We start from the raw sequence: 24,538 nt of genomic DNA, 5'->3' as shown, positions 1-24,538 counted from the left end.
ACGAATCAAGCGTCGTGACGGCGCAATGATCGCAGGCCAACCAAAGGGAGATAAATATGCATCGCCTTGCCGCTCTTTCCGCAGTCCCGGTCGCCTTTGCTTGCGGCTACCTTGCGGCCCACATGGGGCTGCCGCCCGCCCACGCGCAGACCCCGCCCGCCGCGTTGGCGCCGCAGATCATCAACCTGGCGGCCTTGACCAATGAAGACCTCGGGCCACAGGTTCCCAATATGGGCACGCTGCGCACGAGAGGGCTGGTGACGACGCCGCAAGGGACCGTTGCTGTGCAATCGGGCAACGTTCCAAAGCACTACCACACCAGCGCCGACGAGATCCAGTATGTCATCGCAGGAAAGGGAACATTCTGGCTGGGCAATGAACAGCGCGAAGTCGGCCCCGGCGACCTGATCGTCATTCCGAAGAGCGTCGCGCACGCGGGTTCGGTCGCAACCAGCGGCGATTTCAAGGCACTGGCAGTCAAGTTGCCACCGCAGGCCGCCGGCGATACCCACCTGCTGCCCTGAAACCCCGGCGCCCTGAGGGCAGTCGTAGCGAAGCGTGCCGCGCAGGAAGATGCGGCATCCATGACATGGCAGCACACCGAAGTCACGGTTGCCGCCATGCGGCTGCCGGGTTTCGTCGGCCACATCGACCGCTTCTCCTGGCAGTCATACGCCGACTGGTTCAGGTCTGGACGGTTTGCTGCGTCAAGAACGACAGCACGCGGCTCGCAACGGCCTCAGCCTGCTCTCATCGTCTTCACGCCGGAAAGTCTGTGGATTCCGACAGCGACTTCCACGCCTGCGTTTCCGTCGTCACGTACGCGTTCTTCTCGGCGATCGCCTTTAGCGTGTCGGTGCCAAGCGGCAGGCGCAACGGCGGCGTTTGCGCATCGACCAGCGTGACGAGCGCCGTTGCCAGCTTCTCCGGATCGCCCGGCTGCTTGTGATTTATGACGACTGCGAGGTCGCGCAGCTTGCCCGAGGTCTCAGCGTAGTCGTCGATGATTTCCTTGCCGACGAGGAGAGACGACGTATCCAGAAAGTCGGTGCGGAAGAAGCCCGGCTCGACGAGGGTCGCATGGATGCCAAGCGGCTTCAGTTCTGCGTGCAATGCTTCCGTGATGCCTTCGACGGCAAACTTCGTCGAGCTGTACACGCCGACCCCGGCCGCCGCTTGATAGCCGACAATGGACGAAATATTGATAACGTGACCCGAGCGCTGCTTGCGCATCACTGGTAGCACGGCGCGCGTCACGCTTAGCAGACCGAAGACGTTGGTTTCATAGATCCGGCGCACGTCGGCGTCGCTCGATTCTTCGACGGCGGCGAGCAGCCCGAAACCAGCGTTGTTGATCAGCACATCGATGCGGCCGAACCTCTCGACGGCGGCCTCGACAGCCGCCTTGACCTGCGCGCCGTCCGTCACGTCCAGTGCGACAGGGAACAATGCGGACGACTCGCCGAGACGCTCGGCAATTGCGGCGGCGTTGCGGCCCGTGGCGACGACGGCGTTGCCATCGGCAAGGGCTGCCTTGGCCATCAGCGCGCCCAGGCCGCGTGAAGCGCCCGTGATAAACCAGACGCGCTTGAACTGTTGCTTGGTGAGGTTGCTCATGATCTTGCTCCTGCATTGGTGGTGAAAGCGTCGATGGCCAAGCGTTATCCGCATCGAGATAGCGGAATGACGCTGCCTGACGGTGGGTCAAACCCGGATGAAATTGGTGGGTCGGTATTCGGTCGAGATCCAGCACTGCGGGCTTATCGGATTGGCATCTGACGTAACTCGCTGAACTTCCTCATCGGCTTAAGCACTTCCCTGCCCGCCGCGACCCTCAGAAATCCTGCACGGTGGGGCGGATCACGATCTCGTTGACGTCGACCGAATCTGGCTGCTCGACCGCATAGGCGATGGCCTGTGCGATGGCATCGGCCGGGATGGCCATCTTGTAGAAATCGACGACGAAGTTGCGGCTGTCCTCATGCCCGGAGCCGAACTTCAGTTCGGTGTCGACCGCCCCCGGCGAGATCACCGTGGTGCGGATGTGGCCGCCGACCTCGTGGCGCAAGCCTTCGGAAATGGCGCGCACCGCGAACTTCGTGCCCGAGTACACCGTCCCTCCGGGACTGAAGACTTTCAGGCCCACGACCGACGCGATGTTGACGAAGTGACCCGATTGCTGCCTTTCGAAGACTGGCAACGCCGCTGCGATACCGTAGAGAAGACCCTTGATGTTGATGTCGATCATGCGATCCCATTCGTCTGTCTTGCGCAGCGACAGGGGCGCGATGGCCATCAGGCCGGCGTTGTTGACCATCACATCCAGGCGGCCGTGTTGCGATACGACGTCGCCAATCAAGCGATTGACCTGCGCCTGGTCAGTGACGTCGACCTGGTGAACGGATGCCTTGCCGCCCTTTGCCCGGATTTCGGCGGCGATGCGCTGAAGACTGCCGAGCCGGCGAGCGGCCAAGGCGACCGTGGCGCCTTTCGTGGCAAGGAGCTTGGCGGTGGCTTCTCCGATTCCGCTGGAAGCACCGGTAATGATGACGACGTTGTTAGCCATGGTATCTCTCCGAAAGGCGCTGGATTGCGTGGAGAGAAGTCTGGCCGAGGAATCTATTTTTGATTAGACTGGAATATGTGGAATCTCTTTTCCATCCATGCAAAAGTCCCACATGTCCACATGACCGAACTGGCCGACCTGAATGACATCGCCGTCTTCGTCCGAGTGGCGCAATTCGAGAGCTTCAGTCGCGCTGCACTAGCCCTTGGCATGCCCGTTTCCACCGTCAGCCGCAAGGTGACGGCGCTCGAGGAACGCCTTGGCGTGACGCTGCTGCAACGCACGACCCGCAAGCTCAGCCTGACCGCGCAGGGACGAGCCTATTTCGATCAGTGCAGCGAGCCGCTGAGCCATCTGTACGACGCGGAGCGCGTGATCACCGAGACGCAAAAAAAGCCGGAGGGCCTGCTGCGCATCTCCGGTCCCGTGATGCTGGAACAGGAGCCGTTCTACGCATTTCTGTCGTCGTTTCTAAGGAACTATCCGCGCATCCAGGTGGATCTTTACTTCACCAACGTTTTCGTGGACCTGATCGCCGAAAACGTCGACGTCGCGATCCGCTTCGGTGACTTGCGGGACTCGAGCCTTGTCGCGCAACGCGTGGGAAGAAGTATCAGGCACCTGGTCGCCTCCCCCGAATACGCACGGAATCACCATCTCCCGGCCCGGCCCGCAGACATCAGCCAACATCCCTGCGTGCTGATCAACGCCCGGAACAACGAGACGGAATGGCATTTGGTCAGCGGACGAAAGTCAGTCAACGTTCGCGTAACGGGCCCCGTCGCCGCGCGCGACTTTCACATCGTCAGCGCCTTTGCGCTCCGCGGTCACGGCATCGCACTCCTTCCTTCCGGCTATTCCGATGCGCATATCGCCCGCGGGGAGCTCGTTCGCATCTTGCCGGAATGGTCGTCACCGGAAATATTCGTTCATGCCGTCTATCCGACTCGCCGCTTCACGCCGTCAAAGCTGAAAGCGTTTCTCGATGCGCTGAAAGCGTGGGAAGGCCCCCTTTGGCTTCCATTGCGATGAAGCGTTCTACGACTTTACGTCGCGAACGCTTGGTCGTCCCCCGACCGCGGTGGGCGCGAGCGATGTCGCCGGGGCGCTTCATGCGCGCGGAACACTATCTCGCGGCCGTGTCGGACACGCGCGAAGAACACCCGCGGATCTGACAGGCGCTGCGACGCCCGGAGTGTCACAGTAGCGACACTTCTCGCATGGACAGGGCGCAGGTGCCAGGCAAATTTGGCACCGAAATGGTGCATACCGGTCAGCTCAGCAGCGCGGATCGTGTGGTTAGCCCCTCCGCGTCCAACTCGCCCCTGTCAACTCGTCTCCGGCGAGCTCCATCCTTGTAAGTTCTTCATCCTCCCTTCGAAAAGATTCACTTCTGCTCGCGAGGCCCATCGTTCAGGATCTCTTGAGAAATGCTACGCCGCCGGAAGGCACAGTTCGCGTCGACAGATGCGAGGACCTTGGCTGTCTTTATTCACCGTGTCCTTTTCGGGGAGGTTCGGAGATGCTCGCCAAGATCGTCGCGATGTATCGCTACTTCATGTCCGTGGTGCCCTTCCGGCTGACGCCGGCCATCATCACCACGGCCGTACTTGTCACGTTGCTGCTGATGCCCGCGCCGGCTGGCTTGAACGCGGACGCCTGGGATCTGGTGGCCATTTTCCTGACCACGATCGTCGCAATCATTCTCAAGGTGATGCCGATCGGTGTGATGGCAATGATGGCAATCGTGATCGTGTCACTGGCGCAAGTGACCTCGAACTCGTCCAAAGGCGCCATCGCCGATGCGCTGAGCAGTTTCTCGAATCCGCTGATCTGGCTGATCGTCGTGGCCATCCTGATCTCGCGCGGGCTGAAGAAAACGGGGTTGGGCAATCGCGTCGGCCTGATGTTCATCGCGCTATTGGGCAAGCGCACCGTCGGCATCGGCTACGGGCTTGCGATCTGCGAGCTGGTCCTGGCGCCATTTACGCCCAGCAACACCGCGCGCGGTGGCGGCATTGTCCATCCGATCATGCGGTCGATCGCCGGCGCTTTCGACTCTGATCCGACCAAGGGGACTGAGGGCAAGGTCGGCACCTACCTGGCGCTGGTCAACTACCATGCCAACCCGATCACGTCGGCCATGTTCGTGACCGCCACCGCGCCGAACCCCTTGGTCGTCGACTACGTGGCCAAGGCCAGTGGCCAGTCGCTGCACCTGACCTGGACCACCTGGGCGCTGTGCATGCTGCTGCCCGGCCTGCTCTGCCTGTTGCTGATGCCGCTTGTCGTTTTCGTGCTCTGCCCGCCCGAACTGAAGGCGACGCCCAACGCCATCGATTACGCCAGGGGCGAGCTTGCCCGCATGGGCCCGTTAAGTGGAAAGGAGCGGGTCATGATGGGCGTGTTCGCCATGATGCTGGTCCTGTGGGCCAACGTGCCGGCGATGATCATGGGCCCGGCTTTCACCCTCGATCCGACCGTGGTCGCATTTCTCGGCCTCTTCGCCTTGATCATCACCGGCACGATCGACTGGGATGATGTGTTATCGGAGAAGAGCGCCTGGGACACCTTGATCTGGTTCGGCGCCCTGGTAATGCTCGCGGAACAGCTCAACAAGCTTGGCGTGATCGCATGGTTCTCGGCCGATATGCGCGATGCCATCGCCGCCAGTGGAATGGGCTGGCTCTCGATTGCCGCCGTGCTGGTGCTGGCGTTCGTCTTTTCCCACTACCTGTTCGCGAGTACCACGGCGCATATCAGCGCGATGATGCTGGCCTTTCTCACCGTGGGCGCTCACCTGATCCCGCCACCCTATGTCCCGCCTTTCATGCTGATGATGGCGGCCGGCTCCGCGATCATGRTGACGCTGACCCACTACGCCACCGGCACATCGCCAATCATCTTCGGCAGCGGCTATGTGACGATGGGACAGTGGTGGCGGGTCGGCGCGGTGATGTGCGTGCTGGAACTGACCATCTTCGCCGTGGTAGGGGGTACCTGGTGGAAGATTCTGGGATTCTGGTGAGCCGGGCAAGGGCCGGTTCACGCATGAAAGCACAAGGCGGATTTGCTGGTGAGCCAATTGCAACGCCGGGGATTGCCCTCCTGCGAAGAGGTGGCAGTCCGGTACGCAGGCTGGTGCGAAGGAAATACGCGTGCGTCGCATCGGACGGAACGGACCCATAGCGATTCCCCCGCTAGCATAACCGCCTGTGTGCTATGGTTTATATGACCTTTTCGGCAAGTGCGCCAGTGTGGCGCGAGCGCCGCCAGACGACAGGGTGCAAGAAGATGGTACGCCTCACCATCGAAGGCCATCAGATCGACGCCCCACCCGACTGCTCTATCCTGCAAGCGTTTCTCCACGCCGGGGAGACCCTCGTGGAAGGCGTCGGCTGCATGGGTCAGGGCGTGTGCGGGTCCTGCCGTGTGCTGGTGCGGCGCAGCGGCGAGCCGGAGGTGAACACGGCGCTCGCCTGCGAGACCCTGATCGAGGAAGGCATGCAGGTGGCCTCGCTCGACTATTTCACTGCCCCGGCACGCCACGTCTATCGCATGGAGGATCTGGACGATAGCTGGCAGGTCCTGCACGTCATCGAGCAAACATTCCCGGAAGCCTCCCATTGCCGTCACTGCAGCGGTTGCGATCGCGCATGCCCGAAGGGACTCGACGTGCAGCGCGGGGTAAACCTCGCCGTGGAGGGAAAGCTGGCGGAGTCTGGCCGCGTCTTCGACGAATGCGTCATGTGCAATCTCTGCACGCTGGCCTGTCCCGAGCTGATCCGGCCCAACCACCTCGGCCTGTTCGTGCGGCGGATGACCGCGTCGCTGTCGCTACGGCCGGCGAATCTGATGCGCCGGCTGCAACAGATCGAGAACGGCGAGATGAAGATCGATTTCGATGCGCCGGGCGCGCGCCCGCCAGGCTGACGGGACAACAGATCATGCCTGCCGGCATCCCTTATGACGACGCCCGCCAGCGCTACCGGCCAGGCATGACGCCGGCGGTACGCAGCGATGACTCGTCCGTCGATGCACTCCTGAAAGGCTTTCACCCGGACCATGGCCCGAATGCGCGCGTGTCCTTGGTCGTCGGGGTGAACCGAGGTGATCCGTGCCAGCCCGATCTCGCGCGTCAGTTGCAAGCCAACGCGCTGATCGACGACGTGGATATTGCAGGTGCCCAGCTCACGACCACCGACGTGCTGGTGATCGGTGGTGGCGGTGGCGGATGTGCGGCCGCGCTCACCGCTGCGAAGCAGGGCGCGCGGGTCATCCTGGCCACCAAGCTGCGTCTCGGCGACAGCAATACCGTGATGGCCGAAGGCGGCATCCAGGCTGCCATCGGCGAGGACGACAGCCCGCAGTTGCACTTCGAGGACACCCTGCGCGCCGGCCATTTCCAGGGCGATCCCGAGCTAGTCGCGCAGATGGTAATGGATGGGCCCGATGTGATTCGCTGGCTGATCCGGCTCGGCATGATGTTCGACCAGGAGGAGGATCGGCTCCCCGGCGGCAACCTCATGCGGAAGAGGCCGGGGGGAGCTTCGGCCGCCCGCATTCTTTCCTACCGGGACTATACCGGGCTCGAGATGATGCGGGTACTGCGCGAGGCGGTGGACCTGGACGCCGCCATCGACGTGTGGAACCGATGCCCGGTGGTCGAACTGCTGACCGACGAGCGGGGAAACTGCGCCGGCGCGGTGATCTACAACCTCGAATGGCGCACCTTCGTCCTGGTGCGTGCCCATGCCGTGATCCTCGCCACCGGGGGCGCGGGACGCCTGCACCTGAATGCCTTCCCGACCTCGAATCACTACGGCGCCACCGCCGACGGCCTCGTGCTCGCGTACCGGATCGGCGCCCGGCTGCGCGAACTCGATTCGTTCCAGTACCATCCCACCGGCATCGCATACCCGCCGCATCTCGCTGGCGGACTCATCTCGGAGGCAGCACGTTCCGCCGGGGCGAAGCTGATCAATGGGGAAGGCGAGCGCTTCGTGGACGAACTCAAGCCGCGCGACGTCGTCGCGTCGGCGATCCTGCGCGAGTGCGCGGAGGGACGCGGCATCACGCGTGGTGGGCAGGTGGGGGTCTTTCTCGATACGCCGACGCTCGAAATGGAGAATCCCGGCATCCTGGCCAAGCGCCTGGTCACGCTGAGCCATCTTGCGCGCAAGTGCGGCCAGGACCCGGCGCGGGACCCCTTCCTCGTCTATCCGACGCTCCACTACCAGAACGGCGGCGTTGCGATCGACAAGGATGGCGCCACGGGCGTCGGCGGGCTGTATTGCGTTGGCGAGGTGACGGGCGGCATTCACGGCCGCAACCGGCTGATGGGAAACGCGCTGCTCGACATCCTGAGCATGGGGCGGCGCGCAGGCGCCAGTGCCGCCGGACCGCGGCGCGGGGTCATGGCCAGTCGTGCAGGAATCGGCCACGTACATGCTTGGCAGCGGGAACTGACGCTCGCCGGGCTACCCCTTCATGTCAAGGCGCCGATGCTGTTCCCTGGCTACGCGCATTTCGACTTGCGCGTCGATGCCGGACTACATTCCGGCGCCCGGGGCCGGGTGGTCAGCGGTGTCCGGTGAGCGTTACTCGGAGCGAGCGATGACACACCTGAACCAGGTTCTCCTAAAGGAAGACATCCAGCTTGGCGCCGACCTGCTCGCATGGCTTGCCACGGGCGGCGGAGAGGGGCTCGCGAAAGCCCTGCGCGAGCCGGCGACAATCATCGCCGAGATCGAGCGGGCCGATCTGCGCGGCATGGGCGGCGCCGGCTTCGCGACGCATCGCAAATGGGCGCCAGTCGCCGCTGCGCCTGACGGCGACAAGTACATCATCTGCAACGGTAACGAAGACGAGCCGGGCACGTTCAAGGACCGCTTTCTTCTGCAGCACACGCCACACCAGGTCATCGAGGGCGCGCTCATTGCCGCCGCGGCCACCCGTGCCAACCACGTCGTCCTGTACGTCAATCCGCACCAGCCAGAATCCCTCGCGGYGACACGCACAGCGGTCGGGCAATGGCTGGAGCATCCGCTGTTCGCCGAGCTCGAGCGGCTGGTGGGCAAGCAAGTCACCCTGGGGATCRTGCCCAGTTCGGGGCTGTACATCGGGGGCGAGGAGACCGCGGTGATAGCCAGCGTCGAGGGCGGGTTCCCCTTCCCGCGCCGCAAGCCGCCATTCCCGGCCGAGCACGGCGTGCGTGGCGCGCCAACCATCGTCAACAACACGGAGACCCTGGCCCACGTCCCCGGGATTCTGCGCCACGGCGCGCAATGGTATCGGGACCTCGGCATCGGGAATGCCACGGGAACAAAGCTCCATTCGCTTTCCGGGGACGTGCTGCGCCCCGGCCTGTACGAGTTGCCAATGGGCACGCGTCTCGAGTCGCTGGTATTCGAGCATGGCGGCGGCATGTTGCAGGGCAAGGAGTTCAAGGCGGTCTTTACCGGTGGCCCCTCCAATACCCTGCTGACGAAACGCGATCTCGATGTCGCGCTGGATTTCGATTCGGTGAGGCTGCGGCGCTCACGGCTGGGTACCGGCGCAATGATCGTCGTATCGGAAGGCACCAGCATCGTGCGCAAGGTTGCCGAGTACGTGAGCTTCTTCGCTCAGGGCTCGTGCGGCCAGTGTCCTCCATGCAAGGGTGGAACCTTCCAGTTGATGCGGCTGCTCAACCGGATCGACACCGGCCGGGGCGTGCGTGCCGACCTGGAGGCGCTGGAGAACCTGTGCAATATCCTGCCCGGCAGCGGACGCTGTGGCCTGATCGACGGTGCCGTGACGGTAGTGGAGAGTTCGCTTCAGCAATTCCGGGAGGAATACGAGGCGCCTCTGGCGGCATAGGCGCGCAAGGCTCCATTGGATCTGGCCAGCGGGACCGGCAGTCGTCACGGAACGGCACAGGTCACCGTTCGATCTGCGGCAGACCAGATGCATTGCCATCAACTGCACAAGGCATTGTCTGGCGGCGCTGGCAAGCATCCATGGGGCAGGCGACTGACGCGGGCGTCTGTGTCTGCGTGTTGATCGGCTTGGGGTTCGGATCCAAGAGCGGAGGCGTAAAGCATGGAAAACGCACCACAAGGCGTTCTGCCCGACGCGGATTATGGCAAGAAGCGGCTTGCGAAGCCCGGCAGGAACCGTCTGGGTGTCACTCTCGTCCTTGCAATCGCGGCCGGCCTGGCTCATGCGGAATCGCCGGATGCGAATGGATGGCGTTTTGCGATCGGGCCATACCTCTGGTTACCCAATGTGAGCGGAGCCTTCGGCTTCTCCGGATCGTCTTCGACCGGAGGTGGCAGACTCGACGTGGGAACGGGGCCGGACAGCTATCTCCAGAATCTGCAGTTCCTGCTCATGTTGCAGGCCGAGGCCAGCAAGGGAAACTGGACGATCCTGGCCGATGCTGCCTATCTGGATTTCGGTCACCAACAGACCACCGTCAATGCCGTCGGCGCGGGGAACGGTGCCAGGGTTGTCATACCGCGCGATGTGACAACCGGAACAGGCAGCAGCCTGAGCGGTGGCCTGTTCGGACTTGCTGTCGCTTATACCGGGCAGCGCGTGTCCTGGGGCACGATCGAACCACTCGGCGGGCTTCGGTACCTGAACCTGAGCGCGAACGCGAACTGGACACTGTCTGCCACGTTCACGGAACAAGGCGCGACGCTTGCGAAAGACGGGAGCCTGTCGCAGACGGCCAATATCATCGACGGCATCATCGGTGTTCGCGGGCGTATCCGACTTGGCGACTCGGGCAGATGGTACATGCCCTATTACCTGGACGTCGGTGCCGGCTCCGCCAGATATACGGTGCAGGCATCCGGAGGGGCGGCGTACGCAGCAAAATGGGGCGATGTGCAACTGACTTACCGCTACCTGACCTTTTATCTGGGTGGCGACGACCTGGTGCAGAGGCTGACACTCAAGGGGCCCATGCTGAGTGCCGTGTTTCGCTTCTGAGCCCCTCGCCCTTTCAGGAAGACACCGTTTCGGGGAGCCTGTTGGCACGCGGGACACTTTGTCGGAGCCGGGGGAAATAGCCAGAACTGGCCCCTGTCACTTTGTCCGATCATCGATGCAGCGTCCGGGAGTTCTCCGTGGCAGATGCACCCAAGACAACTATCGGCGCGGGCGCGACCGCGCCGCCGGAGGATGCGCCGATGCGCGAGCCGGTGCCGGACGTGGTGGACCGGGTCTCCGAGATGGGCTGGCCCGGGAGCTGGTTGACGCGGTCATGTTCCTGGTTCGCACGCCGGCGGGACACGGCCGGCGCCTCTCCCTCGCAATTGCCGTCAGGAACTCGCTGGGTGGCTCGGATGCGAGCCGCCTCCATGTTGCTGGCCACCACGCTGGCCGTGGGCGGTGTCCGCGCACAGGAACCGCCCCAGCCCGCGCCGGACGGCGCAGCACAGCCTGCCGGCGCACCGTGGACTTTCTCGGCGACAGGCTACTGGAACATGCCGCGTGAGAGCGGCGACTACCTCAGCGGTATCTTCATTGCGGAAAAATCGCAGCTCCACCTCGAGGCAAGAACCAACTACGAGGCGAAGCACTCGCAGTCGGCATTCATCGGCTGGACATTCTCGGGAGGCGAATCCGTCCAGTTCAAGGCGACGCCTATCGTCGGATTCGTGGGAGGCTCCACGCATGGTGTGATCGGCGGACTCGAGGCCAGCGTGGCCATACGCAAGTTCGACTACTACATCGAAGCCGAATACTTGAATCCACATGGAGACGAATCGGGCTATCTCTATGCCTGGAGTGAACTCGGATTCCGCCCGATCGAATGGCTGAGACTCGGTGTCGTCGCCCAGCGTACCCGGATCTACGGGGGGAGCCGCGATCTCCAGCGAGGCGGCTTTTTACAGGTCACGGTGCGCAAGTTCACCGCAGGCTTTTACTGGTTCAATCCCGGCTCATCCGATCAGGTCGCGATCCTTTCACTGGGTGTCAGCTTCTAGCGTGACTCGCCTGGGTTATCCCTTCCTCTCTATCGCCCTGGCGCGCACGCATGGGCGGCCTTGCCGGACAATGCGGTCCGCGACGCCAGGCCCCGTGGTTGCCAAACTAGAATCGCACCACCACCAGCATGCCGTAGAACAGCACGGCCAGGAACAGCGTCTCGAGAACCATCAGCGCCACCGGCTTCCAGCCTACGGACAGGATATCCTTGAGGTGGGTCTTCATGCCGATCGACACCATGGACATGACCAGGCACCACTGCGAAGCAAACTGCCCCGCCTTTACCAACCCCGGAGGCAACCAGCCTGTGCTGTTGATCGCCACCAGCACCGCGAAGGCCACGGCAAACCATGGCAGCAGCGGCGGGCGCGGCCCCTTTCCGGCTTCCCCTTGTGCCCGCTGATGCCGCTGCGACAACCAGGCTGCCAGCGCGATCACCGGCAGCAGCATGGCCACGCGCATCAGCTTGATCAGCGTAGCCGCATCACCAGCTTCATGCGAGATGCTGTAGCCGGCCCCCACGACCTGGGCCACGTCATGGATGGTTCCGCCAATAAAGGCTCCGGCCTGCAAAGAAGGCAGGGCCAACAGTTGCGCGAGCATCGGATATAGCACCATCGCGACCGTCGATAGCGTGCTCACGGAAATTACCGTGAACAGCGTCGCGCGCTCCTTTAGCGGATGCTGTGGCATGGCTGCCGACAGGGCCAGCGCCGCGGAAGCACCGCAGATCGCCACGGCACCCCCGGTGAGCAAGCCGAAGAACGTCTGGAACCCCATCATTCGGGCCAGCACGATGCCGCACAATATGGTCAGCGCCACCGCCAATACGACCATGGCAACGGAGTGCCAGCCCAGCGCCGCTACCTGCGAGGCAGTGATGCGTAATCCCAGCAAGGCCACCCCCAGCCGAAGCACCTGCTTGGCACTGAAGTCAATACCGGAAGCAGTGGAGGATTCTCGGGACAGGAAGTTCAGCGCCATACCCAATAGCAAGGCGAACAGCATCACCGGCGCCTGGTAATGCGAGGCGAGCGACATGGCTGCGACTGTTACCACCGCGCTGATGACCATGCCGGGCAGATTGCCCCGGAACGTACTTAACAAGCTCGGATTCAGAAATTTCACGGACATGGATGTCTCTCCGACGGGTCGACGACGTTCGCCACCCATCTCGGTATCAGGCCCGCTAACTTTGGCAAACCGGGAAGCGCTGGCGGACACACTCTGCAAGTTCCCGGTTAGCAAGCATGCGACACGGGACCCGGTGCCCGCCATGCAACGGATGCCAACGACTTTGCATTCCATGCCACCGTCGATGGTGAGCCGCTCCTGAAGCACATCGCATCGGCATCCTGGACCAGTGCCAGCACCACCAGACATGCTGGCGAGGTGCTGCGGTCAGGCGGCGCGTTGCCCGGGGTGCTGCAGGCTGCCCTTCAGTTCCTCGCGTTCGGTGAAGGTCGGGTTGGCCTGCCAGCCGACTAGTTCGTCGTGCCAGCTCTCACACGCGTTCCGGTCGAACTCGAAGTCCTCATCCAGCCGCCCGCCGTCGCGCAAATAAGCGCCGATCACCTGGGTGCCATCCCAGTAGGCAACGGCCACGTCGGAGAAATCGGCCGTGGTTCCGATCGGCATGTCGCGTAGCAACATCGCCAGGTTTGCCTTGAACGCTCGGAATTCTTGGGAGGTCATGGCGGGCTCCGGTGCGGGGGAGGAAGATGATGGAAGGTTGCACCTGATCTTTCGGCGCGTCAATTTGGAGCGTTGACCGGCGCTTCGTGGGCTGATGCCACGCGTGCGCGTCAACGCTCACAGAGCGCCAGCTTGCGGGCCGCGATGATGGCCTCGTAGCGGCTTGACACCTGCAGCCTGACGAAGATCTTCTTGAGGTTCCACTTCACGGTCTGTACGCTGATATTGAGCGTCAGTGCGATCCGCTTGTTGGACATGGATTGCTCCAGCAGCGCAAGGACTTCCAGCTCACGGCGCGTCAGCACCGGCGCCGGATCGCCCGGTCCGCCAGCCGCGCCAATTCCTGATTACGGTGTCACGATGTTGAACCAGAACTCGAACGTATCGAGGTAACTCACCAGCTCGTCCAGTTTCATCTGGTTGCCGGTGACCTTCGCGCTACCGTTCTTTACTGCATCCGCCATCTTGGTCTGGCCCAGGATGACGCCGTTCAGCGTATCGCGTGACATCGTGATGTTGGCATCGGCCTGCTGCGCCTGCACGCCCGCAGTGTGATTGAGCACGCCGTTCTCAAGTTCCAGCAGGTAGGTCCCCTCCGGTTTGCCGAGGTCGACATTGAGCACGACATGAGCGTTGGCTGCCTTGGCGCGGTTGACGCGCACGCTGAGGTAGTCGAAGAACATCTCCGGCGTCATCGCCTTCACTGTATCGCCACTGGCCGTGTTCGGCGTCGGCAGCTTCTTCACGCCCTCGCGCAGTTCCTTGGCGCCGCTGAGGTAGAAGTTGCGCCACGGGCCGGACTCGGCCTGGTAGCCGAGTTGCTCGAGCGCATCGGCCTGCAGGGCCTTGGCGGCCTGGTTCGACGGATCGGCGAACACAACGTGGTTGACCACCTGCGCGACCCAGCGGTACTCGCCGCGGGCGTAAGACTGCCTTGCCTTGGCCAGCACAGCGTTGGCGCCGCCCATGAACTCGACGTAGCGCTTGCCGGCTTCCGCCGGCGTCAGCTCGTCCAGTGTGGCCGGGTTTCCGTTGAACCAGCCGAGGTAGAGCACGTAGGTCGCCTTGACGTCATGGCTGACCGAGCCATAGTAGCCCCGGTTGGCCCACATCAGCGCAAGGCCCGGCGGCAGCTTGAACTTGTCTGCGATCTCGACCATCGTCTCGCCCTGGTTGGCGAGATGCAGCGTTTCGTCGTTGATGTAGCGGTACAGGTCGCGCTGCTGGCGCAGTAGCTTGACGACGTTCTCGCGCCCGAAGGTCGGCCAGTGGTGCTGGGCGAACATGACGTCTGCCTTGGCGCCCCACATGGTCAGCGCCTGGTTCAGGTACTTGGACCACGGCAACGGTTCGCGGATCTTGGCGCCACGCAGCGAGTAGGTGTTATGCAGTGTGTGAGTGCAGTCCTCGGCGGCGGATATTGCGCGCTTCTCTTCGATATACCAGAGCATCTCCGATGGCGCTTCCGACCCCGGCGCCATCAGGAACTCATAGGTCAGCCCGTCGATCGTGCGCTTCTCGCCCGTCTTGGTGATGGTTTCGGTGGGAAGCAACAGCGTCACGGTGCCGGCAGATGTCGTGGTGCCCAGCCCTGCGCCCACCTGGCCCTTCGGGTCGGGCGGCAGCAGGTTTCCGTACATATAGCTGGCGCGGCGGCTCATGGCATTACCCGCCATGACATTCTCGGCGACGGCCGCTTCGAGGAAGCCTTCCGGCGCGTAGATCTTGACCTTGCCAGATGCCACATCCGCCGCGTCCACCACGCCGCGGACGCCGCCGTAGTGGTCGACGTGGCTGTGCGTATAGATAACCGCCTTGACCGCCTTGCGGCCCCGGTTGGCGTAGTAGAGCTCGATGGCGACCTTTGCCGTCTCTTGCGAGACCAGCGGGTCTACCACCGTGATCCCTTCCTTGCCCTCGATGATGGTCATGTTCGACAGATCCTGGTTACGGACCTGATAGATGCCATCGGTGACCTGGAACAGCCCGCTGATATTGATGAGCTGCGCCTGCCGCCAGAGGCTCGGGTTGACGGTGCCAGGCGCGGCCGATCCCTCCTTGATGAAGGCGTACTGCTGCGGATTCCAGATCGGGTTCCCCGACGTACCCTTGATGATGGCGTCCGGCAGCGCCGCGATAAAGCCGCGGTGCGCGTCATCGAAATCCGAGCGGTCGGCGAAAGGCAGCTCGCCAAGCAGCTTCTGGTTGGCGGCCCTGGTAGCACTGGTGGCGTCCTTGCGCGCGTCCTGCGCCATGCCCGGGCCGGCGTGCAACAAGGCGGCGGCCGCGGCCAGCGCAACGCCTCTGGCCAGTACGTTGCGATCCGTGGTCATTCCTTACCCCTGTTCCAATGTGTTTGAGGGCACCTCGAACGGGCACGCGCTGGCGTTGCCGAGTGCTGAAAAATACTCTGCCAAGGCAAGTGAAAACAGAAGTGAATTTTTTCGCTACGCGTTCTGAATTGAATCGCATGGCCCATGCCGCATGCCGCACATGTGCACCCGGCAAACCGGCGGGTGAAATGCGTATCGCCGAGCCGTGGCTTTATGGCCTGGCACTCCTCTCCACGACGCTCCGCGGCAGAGGACCAAGGAAGATCGCCTTGAGCCTCTCCCGGCCCAAGAMGCGACCCAGCTCGGCGATCACGCAATAGTTGAGGATTAGCGTCACGAGCAGTATCTGGATCGCCCAGAACTGCGGCCAGTTGATTCCAACGAGCAACTGGTGGTTGGCGGCGGCCAGGCCAGGAGCGTCCTTCCAGTAGTCGTAGAGGCGTTCCAGGTAGTGCACGAACAACGCCACCACCATGTAGATCGCCGTCTTCCAGAGGACATTCCAGATCAGCGGCTTCTCGGGAAAGCGGTTGATGAACGGAAGCATGTTGGCAACGAGCACCGACTTGCCGAGGATCAGTGCAGCAAGGAGGACGGAGGCCGACGCAGGCAGCGAGACCCCTGTGCCGCGGAGCATCAGGGCACGGATGATCGCCACGACGTGGAGCGCGATAAAGAAGAAGATCGTCGGCGGCAGCATTTCCATGAATTCATGCTTGAGTGTGGCAGCCAGCTTACCCATCGCAGTCTCCTGAAGTGAATGCACCGGCCCGGCCCACCCAAGGTGCCGCAATCGACACAATCGAGCCTTGCCAATGCCAAGACACAATAGGACACCTTTCCCGGCCCAGCGCGGTAATTTGCCCGCGATGCGATTGAATTGCACCTAACCTTGAGTAAGCGATGATGCTCACCGCCATCAGCGCCGGCCAGTCGCCGGCGCATGCGTGGGGCTCTGCTTCGCCGCGTTTGCGTCCCGTATGGGCTTGCGTGCAAGTGCCGCCCATTCGGGATGTGCCCACGTATGCCCAACAACAAGGAGACGATCCATGGCCAGGGCGGACAACAAGAAACGCACCCAGAAGGGTGGCCAACCGACTTCCGCATCGATCTATCTCACCGCAGACGAGCGCGCCGCCAAAGGCCGGGCCCTGCGCGATGATGTGCCGCGCTCTTCCCAATCCGGCTGGAAGGCCGCGCGCAATCGCAAGGATCCGGTGGCACTGCTGGACGCATCGAACACGGGCCGGATACTGGAGCTGGTGCCGATCCGCTTCGGCCGCATGTCAGCCTCGCCCTTTGCCTTCTACCGGGGCGCGGCCGCGATCATGGCAGCCGACCTGGCAACCGCCCCCTCCAGCGGCATTCGCGTACAGAGTTGCGGTGACGCGCACCTGATGAACTTCGGCGGATTTGCCACGCCGGAGCGCAATGTCATCTTCGATATCAACGACCTCGACGAGACCCTTCCGGCTCCCTTCGAGTGGGACCTGAAGCGACTCACGGCCAGCATCGTGATCGCGGCCGACCATCTGGCACTACCCAGGAGCGACGCGGCACGCGTGGCGACTGACTCCGTGCGCGAGTACCGGGAGCGAATGCAAAACTACGCGGGGATGCGCGCGCTCGATGTCTGGTACGACCGCATCGACCTGCAGAAGTACGAGGACCGTAGCGGCGATCCCAAGATCGTCGAGATGACGCGCAAGCGGCTGGCCGAACGCATCGCCGCGGAACGGCGCAAGTCGGTACCCGACCACCTGTATCCGAAGTTTGTCGTGGAGGAAGGTCTGCATCCGAGGATCAAGGACGAGCCGCCGCTGATCTTTCATCCGTCTGAAGAACAGGCGCCCGGCCTGTCATCGGGCTACGAGGAGGCCATCGCGCGGTACCGCGAGAGCCTGCCCGACCATACGCGGGTGCTGTTCGACCGCTTTCACTTCTTCGACATGGCCATCAAGGTTGTCGGCGTCGGCAGTGTCGGCACGATGTGCGCCGTGTGCCTGTTCATGGCGGCCGATAACGACCCGCTGTTCCTGCAGGTGAAGGAGGCGCGGGCGTCGGTGCTGGAGCCCTATGCTGGCAAGAGCGTGTACGACAATCACGGCCAGCGCGTGATTGTGGGCCAGCGGCTGATGCAGGCCGCCAGCGACGTGTTCCTGGGCTGGACCCGGGGCAAGAATGGTCGGGACTTCTACATCCGGCAGTTGCGCGATATGAAGATGTCGGCCGTCATCGAGGACTGGGATAGCGGCATGCTCAGGCAGTACGGCCGGATGTGCGCCCATGCCCTGGCCCGTGCGCACGCGCGGACGGGCGACGCCGCGGTCATGGCGGGCTACATGGGCTCCGGCCAGACCTTCGATGACGCGATCGGCGAGTTCGCCACCGAATACGCATCACAGAACCGGAGCGATTTCCGGGCGTTTCTCGCCGCGATTCGGGAGGGACGCATCCAGGCGACGATCGAGGACATCTGATCTGCATGGGACATCATCGGGCCGGAAGCCGACAAGCTGCCGGCCCGCTTCTTATCTCGACGCCGAGGCTTGCGCCGCCTTAAGTGACGCGCCTGGACGGCGATACGGTGAACTCGCCCGGCTGCGGCGACCGCCGTTACCCTGGGTAGAGGTCAGGCGGCCCGGCGAACCTCCGCCGCCACCCCGGCCAGCATCAGGTCGAGGTTCTGCACTGCCGCCCCCGCGGCACCCTTGCCGAGGTTGTCGAACACCGCTGCCAACAGCACCTGCCCGTGCTCGCGGTTGGCGAACACGCCCAGGCGCAGGTCGTTGGTGCCGTTCAGCGCCTGCGGGTCGAGGTGCGTGGCGGCGGCCGATTCGGCGAGCGGCATCACCTCGACATGGCGGGCGTCGGCGTAGTGGTCGAGCAGGCAGGCGTGCAGCCTGTCGACGTCCGTGCCGGATGCCAGCAGGTCCAGCTCCAGCGCCACCGTCAGCACGATACCTTGCCGGAAGGCGCCGTAGGCCGGCACGAAGGCGGGGCGCCGTGCCAGGCCCGCGTGCTGCTGGATTTCAGGCGTGTGCTTGTGCGCCAGGCCCAGGCCATAGACCTGGAACGGCAGGGCCCGGGTGGCCTCCGGTCCCTCGTAGGCATCGACGGCGGCGCGGCCGCCCCCCGAATAGCCCGACACCGCGTGGATGGCGATGGGGTAGTCGTGCGGCAGCAGGCCGGCCTCCACCAAGGGGCGCAGCAGGCCGATCGCCCCGGTGGGATAGCAGCCCGGGTTGCTGACGCGCAGCGCGCCCGCGATGCGCTGCGCCTGGCCGGCGGCCATCTCCGGAAAGCCATAGGTCCAGCCGGCCTGCGTGCGGTGTGCCGAACTGGCGTCGATCACGCGCACCGCAGGATTGACGATGGACGTCACCGCCTCGCGTGCGGCGGAGTCCGGCAGGCACAGGATGGCGATGTCGCAGCCGTTGATGGCGTCGGCGCGGGCGCGCGCATCCTTGCGCTGGCCGGCGGGCAGCGTAAGGACGCGCAGATCGTCGCGTCCGCGCAGGCGTTCATGGATCTGCAGGCCGGTGGTGCCCTGGTCGCCGTCGATGAAAACAAGCGGTAGCGCATGGGATGGATCCTCGGAAGTGACGTGAAAGTGGCGGCCCCGGCCGGTTCGGCATCAGCTTTGCGTTGGTGCGGCCGCGGGTGTGGCGCGATCATGGAAGCGCCATCTTGCGCCACCGGATAGAATCGGAAAAGTTGAATTTCATGACGATGAAATTCACGAATCCTGAACGATATCCTCGTCAGCATTTACGCCCTTGACCGGAGTTCCGCCCCATGCGCGAGATCAGCCTGGACCGCCTGCGTACCCTCGTCGCCATCGCCGATCTGGGTTCCTTCGCCGAAGCTGCGCGCGCGTTGCACCTGGCTCCACCCACCGTCAGCCTGCACATTGCCGAGCTGGAAGCCCGCGTCGGCGCGCCACTGCTGACGCGCAAGCGCGGCGAGGTGCGTCCGTCGTCGATTGGCGAGACACTGGTCGATCGCGCCCGCCGCCTGCTGGCCGATGCCGACCTTGCGCTGGACGACGTGCAGCGTCAGGTGCAGGGGTTGACCGGCCGCGTGCGCCTCGGCGCCTCGACCGGGGCCATCGCCCACCTGCTGCCGCAGGCGCTGGCCATGCTGGCGGAGCAGCACCCCGACATCGACGTGCAGGTGGCCGTGCTCACCTCGGAGGAGACGCTGGCGCGGCTGGCCGCCGGCACGCTGGAGATCGGTCTGGTGGCCCTGCCACAGGCGCGCGTGGCGGGGCTGACCATCCGCCCTTGGCGGCGGGATCCTGTGCGGGCTTTCCTGCCAGCGAGCTGGCCCTGCCCTGCGCGCATCACGCCGGCCTGGCTGGCAACGCGCCCGCTGATCCTGAATGACGGCACCACGCGCCTGTCGCGCCTGACCGCCGAGTGGTTCGCCAGCGGTGGCCAGAGGCCGGCGCCGCGTATCCAGCTCAACTACAACGACGCCATCAAGAGCCTGGTGGCGGCCGGCTATGGCGCGGCCCTGCTGCCACACGAGGTCACCACGCCGGCGCCGGATGCGCGCGTGGTGATGCGGCCGCTGCGGCCGGCATTGTGGCGGCGACTGGGGTTGGCGCACAGCGCGGAACGGGTAGAACGTGCCACGGAATACGTGCTGGAGGCCCTGTGGGCGCTACGGGCGGGGTAGCGCCGTTGGCCACACGCCGACCGGCTGTTGTGCGAGTTGTGCGAGTTGTGCGAGGCACCCACCCGACTCGCGACAAGCGAAGTCGTCCTTTTCAGGTAGACCCAAGCCGGTCTCGAGTTTGTCTGGCTACGTTTTTTGTCCAGGGGAAGCTGGACCAGTACTTCCCGACAAACTCCTCAATCTCGCCACGGTGCTTCAGGGAGAGGCCGATGATGTCCAGCCCCTCGAGGAACATGCGGCGGTGCCTCGCGGACAGCTCAAAGGGATACTCCCCTGAAGGTGTCCGCACCCGCATCGCATCGAGATCAATCGTGATCACGTTGCCGCTATTCGCGTCCACGTCGTTCATCAACTGCTCAATGGCTTCCCGCGGCAACATTACCAGCAGAAGCTGGTTATTCATGGCGTTCGAATAGAAGATCTCGCCGAAGCTGGGTGCAATGACGGCGCGAATGCCAAATTGCTGCAGTCCCCATACCGCGTGCTCGCGGCTCGATCCGCAGCCGAAGTTCGCTCCGCCGATGAGGATGCCGGTGCCGGCGTACTCCGGGCGATTCAGCACAAAGTCCGGACGGCGTGCGCCGGTGGCGTCGAAGCGGTGGTCATAGAGAATGCCTTTGTCCAGGCCAGTCTTGTCGATGCCCCGCAGGAACTGCTTCGGGATGATCTGGTCGGTATCGAGGTTTTCGATGCGGATCGCCGCACCCTTGCCAGTGATGTGCGTGTACTCAGACATGGGAAGTCTCCAGCTTTCGGACGTCGGTGATCGTTCCGGTGATCGCCGCGGCGGCGGCCATGGGCGGGCTCATCAGGTGGGTGATGGCCCCGCGTCCTTGCCTGCCCTCGAAATTGCGATTGGTGGTGGAAGCGCAGCGAACGCCGTCGGCGAGCACGTCATCGTTCATTGCCAGGCACATCGAACAACCCGGCTGGCGCCATTCGAATCCCGCGGCGGTAACGATGTCGGCAATGCCTTCCCGTTCGGCCTGAGCCTTGACCGCGCCTGAGCCGGGTACCACCATGGCCCTGACCCCTTCGGCCACCTTCTTGCCGCGGACTACGTTCGCCACGGCCCTGAGATCCTCGATGCGTCCGTTGGTACAGGATCCGATAAAGACATGCTGGATCGGCGTGCCTTCCAACGCCGCCCCGGGCGTCAGGTGTGTGTACGCAAGCGCCCGTTCAACCGACCGCTGCTCGACTTCGTCGATCTGATCCTCGGGGAATGGAATGTGTCCGGAAACAGGTAGTACCTGGTCGGGGCTGGTTCCCCAGGTCACATAGGGCTCGACATCGCTCGCGTCAAACACATACTCCATATCAAACAGGGCGCCCGCATCGCTTTGCAGGCTTGCCCAGTATCGGAGCGCATCTTCACGTTGCGGGCCTTCGATGTCCACCGCACGGCGCAGCACGTAATCGGTGGCGACCGCATCTGGCGCGATCAACGCGCCTCGCGCCGCAGCTTCCACCGTCATGTTGCAGAGCGTGAAGCGTGCCTCGACGCTCAGATCCAGAATGGCCGATCCGCAGTATTCGACGACATACCCGCGTGCGCCTTGCGCGCCGATCGCACCGATGATCCTGAGAATGAGATCCTTGGCGGTCGTGCCGACCGGGAGCTTCCCGTCTACGCGGATGCGCATGGTCTTTGCCATCCGATAGACCAGCGTCTGGGTCGCCAGCACATGTTCGACCTCGGAGGTCCCGATACCGAAGCCCAGGGCGCCGAGCGCGCCATACGTCGTGGTATGGCTGTCGCCGCAGATCACCACCATGCCCGGCCGGATCATCCCGTGCTCCGGTGCAATCACGTGCTCGATCCCTTGCAGCGTGTCGTTGGTGTCGAACAGCGGAATCGCATGCCGGTTGCAGTTGTCCCGGAGGTTCGTGGCCTGCAGGGCGGAGGCGGGATCCGCGATCACCCGGATCGCCGTTGGGTGCGTCGGAATGATATGGCTGACGACGGAGACGTTTTGCCCGGGGATCAGCACACCGCGATCTTGCTCATGCAGCCCATGGAATGCCTGAGGACTGGTGTACTCATTCATCAGGTGCAGGTCGCAATACAACAGAACGTTGTCTTCATCAATTCTGGCGACCGTATGGGAGTCGACCAGCTTCTGGTACAGGGTTGTCGGGGTCATTGCTATACCTCTTTCAGGATCATTCCGCGGTGATGCCGCGCTGCTTGATCAATCTGGCCCACATGGGCATCTCCTTTTCCAGGCGTTGCCGCGCCGCCTCGGGCGTGCTCGGCGTCGCCTCGAAGCCTTCCTTGAGCATCCGGTCCCTGGCCGCCTGCGATGCCAGCGCGGCATTCAGTGCGGCGTTCAACTTGTCTACGACAGGCTTCGGCGTGCCCGCCGGCGCAAACACCATGAACCAGGTTTCAAACGTGTAATCGGACAGGCCCGCCTCGGCTGCGGTCGGGACATTGGGAAGCAGTGGGGAGCGCTTTGATCCGGTGACAGCCAGCGCCCGGAGCTTGCCGCTCTGGACATGTTGCTGGGCGGCGGAAACCACCGGGAAGCTCATGTCGACCTGACCGGCGATCGTGTCAACCAGGGCCGGGCCACCGCCGCGATAAGGGACGTGGACGATAGAGACGCTTGCCACAGACTTGAACAGTTCTGCGGACATATGAAACGTGCTCCCGTTGCCTGCCGAACCATAGGTCAGCTTGTCGGGCTTTGCCTTCGCAACGGATATCAGTTCCTGAAGGTTCCTGGCGGGCACATTGTTGTTGACCACCAGGACATGCTGCGAACTGGCGACCATGCCGATCGGCGCAAGGTCCTTCAGCGTGTCGTACGGCATGCGCGGGAACAGGCCCGGGTTGATGGCGAGCGAGACCGTTTGCAGTCCGATCGTGTAGCCATCGGGGGCGGCTTTCGCGACCGCATCGACACCGATATTGCCGCCGGCGCCGGCCCGGTTCTCAACCACGATGGTGCCGCCCAGACTTTTCGCCCAAGTGTCAGATACCAGACGCGCGGCGATGTCGGCGCTTCCACCCGGCGCGTACGGCACAATGAGCCGGACCGGTCGCTGAGGATAGGATTGCGCAGCCGCAGTGCCAGCGAACGTGGCACAAATCAGCGCTGCGGTGAGATGGGCAAACTTCATGGGCGTCTCCTGTGAGTATGAATCGTTATGGAAACCATCCTATCAGTTACCACATGACGCATAATTCATAGTTATTCACTTCTTTCGTTCCTGTAGTTCACCAATGGACCATTTCTCCGACCTTGCGTTTTTCATGCTGATCAACCGGCACGGAAGCCTTGCAGGGGCCGCGCAGGAACTGGGCGTCACGCCACCGGCCGTCAGCAAGCGGCTTTCTGGCCTTGAGGCCCGTCTGGGTGTCCGCCTGTTGCACAGGACCACGCGACGCATCAGCCTGACGCCCGAGGGGGAGCGCTACCTGGTCGAAGGCGCCAGAATTCATGCGGAGATGGAAGCCCTTGAGCGCACCATTGCGGGAAGCAGCAGTACGCCGCACGGCTTGCTAAAAATCGGGGCAACACTGGGATTCGGACGAAGGCATATCGCGCCGGCCCTCTCCGAATTCACGCGGAAGTTTCCGAAAGTCGAGGTGCAGCTTTATCTGAGCCATCGTTCGCTGAACCTGGTCGAGCAGGGTCTGGACGTGCTGGTCCACTTTGGAGAACTGCCGGATGTGCGACTGACCGGTCGGCTACTGGCCAACAACCGCCGCATGGTCTGTGCCGCACCGTCTTACATCGAAGCAAGCGGCGAGCCTTCAAGTCCGCGCGACCTGTCCCGGCACAACTGCATTTTCATCCGTGAGAGCGATGAGACGTTTGGTACCTGGCATTTGCGCAACGGCGCGCAGCAGGAAACCGTCAAGATCCGCGGGACCATGAGCACAAACGACGGAGAGTCCGCGTTGGCCTGGGCGCTCGATGGTCAAGGCTTGATCGTACGCTCGGAGTGGGACGTCGCGGAGCACCTGCGAAGCGGCGCGTTGTGCCGGGTGCTGCCGCAATGGCAGCTCACACCGGCGGATATCAATCTCGTATTTCCGGCCCAGAGCAATCGCCCCGACAAGGTTCGGGTTCTCGTGGACTTCCTGCTGGACCGCTTCGCCGATCACCGTGGTCCAGCTTCCGGCGGCTCGGACGGTCACTGGTAGTACTGGTATTACCTTCCAGAGCATCACTCACGTCGGCGCCAGGCTCGCGTATGCGACGTAATGCGGATACCGCTTGGGGACAGATAGCCGGCTACGTTGGAATCGGCAGCGGTCATGCCA

Annotated in this window: 22 protein-coding genes and 1 pseudogene; 12 read left to right on the top strand and 11 right to left on the bottom strand. The window is 63.5% G+C overall.

Annotated features, from left to right (window positions below):
- Positions 1 to 56 precede the first annotated feature (56 nt).
- Entirely contained in the window at positions 57 to 524 is a 468-nt protein-coding gene (locus tag AC1DK4_RS10490) for a cupin domain-containing protein (RefSeq protein WP_477116696.1), read from the top strand.
- 235 nt (positions 525 to 759) lie between these two features.
- Here the strand turns inward: AC1DK4_RS10490 and AC1DK4_RS10485 are convergent, their stop codons facing one another.
- Together AC1DK4_RS10485 and AC1DK4_RS10480 are read right to left on the bottom strand one after the other, a co-directional pair.
- The gene (locus tag AC1DK4_RS10485) at positions 760 to 1,617 is read right to left on the bottom strand and encodes an oxidoreductase (protein WP_441614058.1); all 858 of its coding nucleotides are present in this window, start codon (positions 1,615 to 1,617) and stop codon (positions 760 to 762) included.
- A 217-nt stretch (positions 1,618 to 1,834) separates the two neighbouring features.
- A complete protein-coding gene (locus tag AC1DK4_RS10480) occupies positions 1,835 to 2,566 on the bottom strand; it encodes an SDR family oxidoreductase (protein WP_441614057.1) in 732 nt (243 codons plus the stop codon).
- 120 nt (positions 2,567 to 2,686) lie between these two features.
- Between AC1DK4_RS10480 and AC1DK4_RS10475 the strand changes: the two genes are divergently transcribed.
- From AC1DK4_RS10475 to AC1DK4_RS10440, 8 genes and pseudogenes are all read left to right on the top strand, one after another.
- A complete protein-coding gene (locus AC1DK4_RS10475) occupies positions 2,687 to 3,598 on the top strand; it encodes a LysR family transcriptional regulator (protein ID WP_441614056.1) in 912 nt (303 codons plus the stop codon).
- Positions 3,599 to 4,088: 490 nt separating this feature from the next.
- Positions 4,089 to 5,594 (top strand): DASS family sodium-coupled anion symporter, encoded by a 1,506-nt coding sequence (locus tag AC1DK4_RS10470; RefSeq protein ID WP_477131509.1) that lies wholly within the window; start codon positions 4,089 to 4,091, stop codon positions 5,592 to 5,594.
- Between the two features lie 94 nt (positions 5,595 to 5,688).
- A pseudogene (locus tag AC1DK4_RS10465) lies at positions 5,689 to 5,775 on the top strand (hypothetical protein); the annotation flags it as partial.
- Between the two features lie 85 nt (positions 5,776 to 5,860).
- Entirely contained in the window at positions 5,861 to 6,499 is a 639-nt protein-coding gene (locus AC1DK4_RS10460; protein WP_441614054.1) for a 2Fe-2S iron-sulfur cluster-binding protein, read from the top strand.
- Positions 6,500 to 6,513: 14 nt separating this feature from the next.
- Positions 6,514 to 8,163: an FAD-binding protein gene (locus AC1DK4_RS10455; RefSeq protein WP_441614053.1), complete on the top strand. Its 1,650-nt coding sequence runs from the start codon at positions 6,514 to 6,516 to the stop codon at positions 8,161 to 8,163.
- A 19-nt stretch (positions 8,164 to 8,182) separates the two neighbouring features.
- Positions 8,183 to 9,427 (top strand): complex I 51 kDa subunit family protein, encoded by a 1,245-nt coding sequence (locus AC1DK4_RS10450; protein ID WP_477131508.1) that lies wholly within the window; start codon positions 8,183 to 8,185, stop codon positions 9,425 to 9,427.
- 222 nt (positions 9,428 to 9,649) lie between these two features.
- Positions 9,650 to 10,546 carry a hypothetical protein gene (locus AC1DK4_RS10445; RefSeq protein WP_441614051.1) on the top strand — a complete coding sequence of 299 codons (897 nt, stop codon included), beginning with the start codon at positions 9,650 to 9,652 and terminating at the stop codon, positions 10,544 to 10,546.
- 137 nt (positions 10,547 to 10,683) lie between these two features.
- Positions 10,684 to 11,547 (top strand): hypothetical protein, encoded by an 864-nt coding sequence (locus AC1DK4_RS10440; RefSeq protein WP_441614050.1) that lies wholly within the window; start codon positions 10,684 to 10,686, stop codon positions 11,545 to 11,547.
- 106 nt (positions 11,548 to 11,653) lie between these two features.
- Here the strand turns inward: AC1DK4_RS10440 and AC1DK4_RS10435 are convergent, their stop codons facing one another.
- The 5 genes from AC1DK4_RS10435 to AC1DK4_RS10415 form a co-directional block, all read right to left on the bottom strand.
- On the bottom strand, positions 11,654 to 12,682 hold the full coding sequence (locus tag AC1DK4_RS10435; protein ID WP_441614049.1) for a YeiH family protein: 1,029 nt from the start codon (positions 12,680 to 12,682) through the stop codon (positions 11,654 to 11,656).
- Between the two features lie 267 nt (positions 12,683 to 12,949).
- The gene (locus AC1DK4_RS10430; protein WP_441614048.1) at positions 12,950 to 13,243 is read right to left on the bottom strand and encodes a hypothetical protein; all 294 of its coding nucleotides are present in this window, start codon (positions 13,241 to 13,243) and stop codon (positions 12,950 to 12,952) included.
- 110 nt (positions 13,244 to 13,353) lie between these two features.
- Positions 13,354 to 13,548 (bottom strand): response regulator transcription factor, encoded by a 195-nt coding sequence (locus AC1DK4_RS10425; RefSeq protein WP_441614047.1) that lies wholly within the window; start codon positions 13,546 to 13,548, stop codon positions 13,354 to 13,356.
- Positions 13,549 to 13,590: 42 nt separating this feature from the next.
- Entirely contained in the window at positions 13,591 to 15,576 is a 1,986-nt protein-coding gene (locus AC1DK4_RS10420) for an alkyl/aryl-sulfatase (RefSeq protein WP_441614046.1), read from the bottom strand.
- Between the two features lie 211 nt (positions 15,577 to 15,787).
- Positions 15,788 to 16,318, bottom strand: coding sequence for a hypothetical protein (locus AC1DK4_RS10415; RefSeq protein ID WP_477131507.1), 531 nt, complete (start codon positions 16,316 to 16,318; stop codon positions 15,788 to 15,790).
- A 307-nt stretch (positions 16,319 to 16,625) separates the two neighbouring features.
- Between AC1DK4_RS10415 and AC1DK4_RS10410 the strand changes: the two genes are divergently transcribed.
- Positions 16,626 to 18,056 (top strand): DUF2252 domain-containing protein, encoded by a 1,431-nt coding sequence (locus AC1DK4_RS10410; protein ID WP_441614044.1) that lies wholly within the window; start codon positions 16,626 to 16,628, stop codon positions 18,054 to 18,056.
- Positions 18,057 to 18,208: 152 nt separating this feature from the next.
- Here the strand turns inward: AC1DK4_RS10410 and argC are convergent, their stop codons facing one another.
- The gene (gene argC / locus AC1DK4_RS10405; RefSeq protein ID WP_441614075.1) at positions 18,209 to 19,141 is read right to left on the bottom strand and encodes an N-acetyl-gamma-glutamyl-phosphate reductase; all 933 of its coding nucleotides are present in this window, start codon (positions 19,139 to 19,141) and stop codon (positions 18,209 to 18,211) included.
- A 233-nt stretch (positions 19,142 to 19,374) separates the two neighbouring features.
- Here argC and AC1DK4_RS10400 point away from each other — a divergent pair, with 233 nt between their 5' ends.
- On the top strand, positions 19,375 to 20,259 hold the full coding sequence (locus AC1DK4_RS10400; RefSeq protein WP_441614043.1) for a LysR family transcriptional regulator: 885 nt from the start codon (positions 19,375 to 19,377) through the stop codon (positions 20,257 to 20,259).
- 91 nt (positions 20,260 to 20,350) lie between these two features.
- Here AC1DK4_RS10400 and leuD read toward each other — a convergent pair whose 3' ends face one another.
- Genes leuD through AC1DK4_RS10385 form a run of 3 tightly spaced genes read right to left on the bottom strand, consistent with a single transcriptional unit; the run spans position 20,351 to position 23,388 of the window.
- Complete coding sequence (gene leuD / locus AC1DK4_RS10395; RefSeq protein ID WP_441614042.1) at positions 20,351 to 20,995, bottom strand: 3-isopropylmalate dehydratase small subunit; 645 nt, start codon at positions 20,993 to 20,995, stop codon at positions 20,351 to 20,353.
- On the bottom strand, positions 20,988 to 22,406 hold the full coding sequence (leuC, locus tag AC1DK4_RS10390; RefSeq protein WP_441614041.1) for a 3-isopropylmalate dehydratase large subunit: 1,419 nt from the start codon (positions 22,404 to 22,406) through the stop codon (positions 20,988 to 20,990). The genes leuD and leuC overlap by 8 nt, the downstream gene beginning before the upstream one ends.
- A 19-nt stretch (positions 22,407 to 22,425) precedes the next feature.
- On the bottom strand, positions 22,426 to 23,388 hold the full coding sequence (locus tag AC1DK4_RS10385) for a tripartite tricarboxylate transporter substrate binding protein (RefSeq protein WP_441614040.1): 963 nt from the start codon (positions 23,386 to 23,388) through the stop codon (positions 22,426 to 22,428).
- Positions 23,389 to 23,491: 103 nt separating this feature from the next.
- On the opposite strand from AC1DK4_RS10385, the gene AC1DK4_RS10380 reads away from it, so the two are divergent.
- The gene (locus AC1DK4_RS10380; protein WP_441614039.1) at positions 23,492 to 24,418 is read left to right on the top strand and encodes a LysR family transcriptional regulator; all 927 of its coding nucleotides are present in this window, start codon (positions 23,492 to 23,494) and stop codon (positions 24,416 to 24,418) included.
- The last annotated feature ends 120 nt before the right edge of the window (positions 24,419 to 24,538 follow it).

The sequence above is a fragment of the Cupriavidus sp. 05N38 genome (assembly GCF_056397345.1).
This window is presented reverse-complemented; position numbering and strand designations above follow the sequence as displayed.

What these genes read in the sequence shown, in the direction of transcription:
- AC1DK4_RS10490 (WP_477116696.1), top strand. Translation starts at nt 57, where the DNA reads ATGCATCGCCTTGCCGCTCTTTCCGCAGTCCCGGTCGCCTTTGCTTGC.
- AC1DK4_RS10485 (WP_441614058.1), bottom strand. Translation starts at nt 1,617, where the DNA reads ATGAGCAACCTCACCAAGCAACAGTTCAAGCGCGTCTGGTTTATCACG.
- AC1DK4_RS10480 (WP_441614057.1), bottom strand. Translation starts at nt 2,566, where the DNA reads ATGGCTAACAACGTCGTCATCATTACCGGTGCTTCCAGCGGAATCGGA.
- AC1DK4_RS10475 (WP_441614056.1), top strand. Translation starts at nt 2,687, where the DNA reads ATGACCGAACTGGCCGACCTGAATGACATCGCCGTCTTCGTCCGAGTG.
- AC1DK4_RS10460 (WP_441614054.1), top strand. Translation starts at nt 5,861, where the DNA reads ATGGTACGCCTCACCATCGAAGGCCATCAGATCGACGCCCCACCCGAC.
- AC1DK4_RS10455 (WP_441614053.1), top strand. Translation starts at nt 6,514, where the DNA reads ATGCCTGCCGGCATCCCTTATGACGACGCCCGCCAGCGCTACCGGCCA.
- AC1DK4_RS10445 (WP_441614051.1), top strand. Translation starts at nt 9,650, where the DNA reads ATGGAAAACGCACCACAAGGCGTTCTGCCCGACGCGGATTATGGCAAG.
- AC1DK4_RS10435 (WP_441614049.1), bottom strand. Translation starts at nt 12,682, where the DNA reads ATGTCCGTGAAATTTCTGAATCCGAGCTTGTTAAGTACGTTCCGGGGC.
- AC1DK4_RS10430 (WP_441614048.1), bottom strand. Translation starts at nt 13,243, where the DNA reads ATGACCTCCCAAGAATTCCGAGCGTTCAAGGCAAACCTGGCGATGTTG.
- AC1DK4_RS10420 (WP_441614046.1), bottom strand. Translation starts at nt 15,576, where the DNA reads ATGACCACGGATCGCAACGTACTGGCCAGAGGCGTTGCGCTGGCCGCG.
- AC1DK4_RS10410 (WP_441614044.1), top strand. Translation starts at nt 16,626, where the DNA reads ATGGCCAGGGCGGACAACAAGAAACGCACCCAGAAGGGTGGCCAACCG.
- AC1DK4_RS10400 (WP_441614043.1), top strand. Translation starts at nt 19,375, where the DNA reads ATGCGCGAGATCAGCCTGGACCGCCTGCGTACCCTCGTCGCCATCGCC.
- leuD (WP_441614042.1), bottom strand. Translation starts at nt 20,995, where the DNA reads ATGTCTGAGTACACGCACATCACTGGCAAGGGTGCGGCGATCCGCATC.
- leuC (WP_441614041.1), bottom strand. Translation starts at nt 22,406, where the DNA reads ATGACCCCGACAACCCTGTACCAGAAGCTGGTCGACTCCCATACGGTC.
- AC1DK4_RS10385 (WP_441614040.1), bottom strand. Translation starts at nt 23,388, where the DNA reads ATGAAGTTTGCCCATCTCACCGCAGCGCTGATTTGTGCCACGTTCGCT.
- AC1DK4_RS10380 (WP_441614039.1), top strand. Translation starts at nt 23,492, where the DNA reads ATGGACCATTTCTCCGACCTTGCGTTTTTCATGCTGATCAACCGGCAC.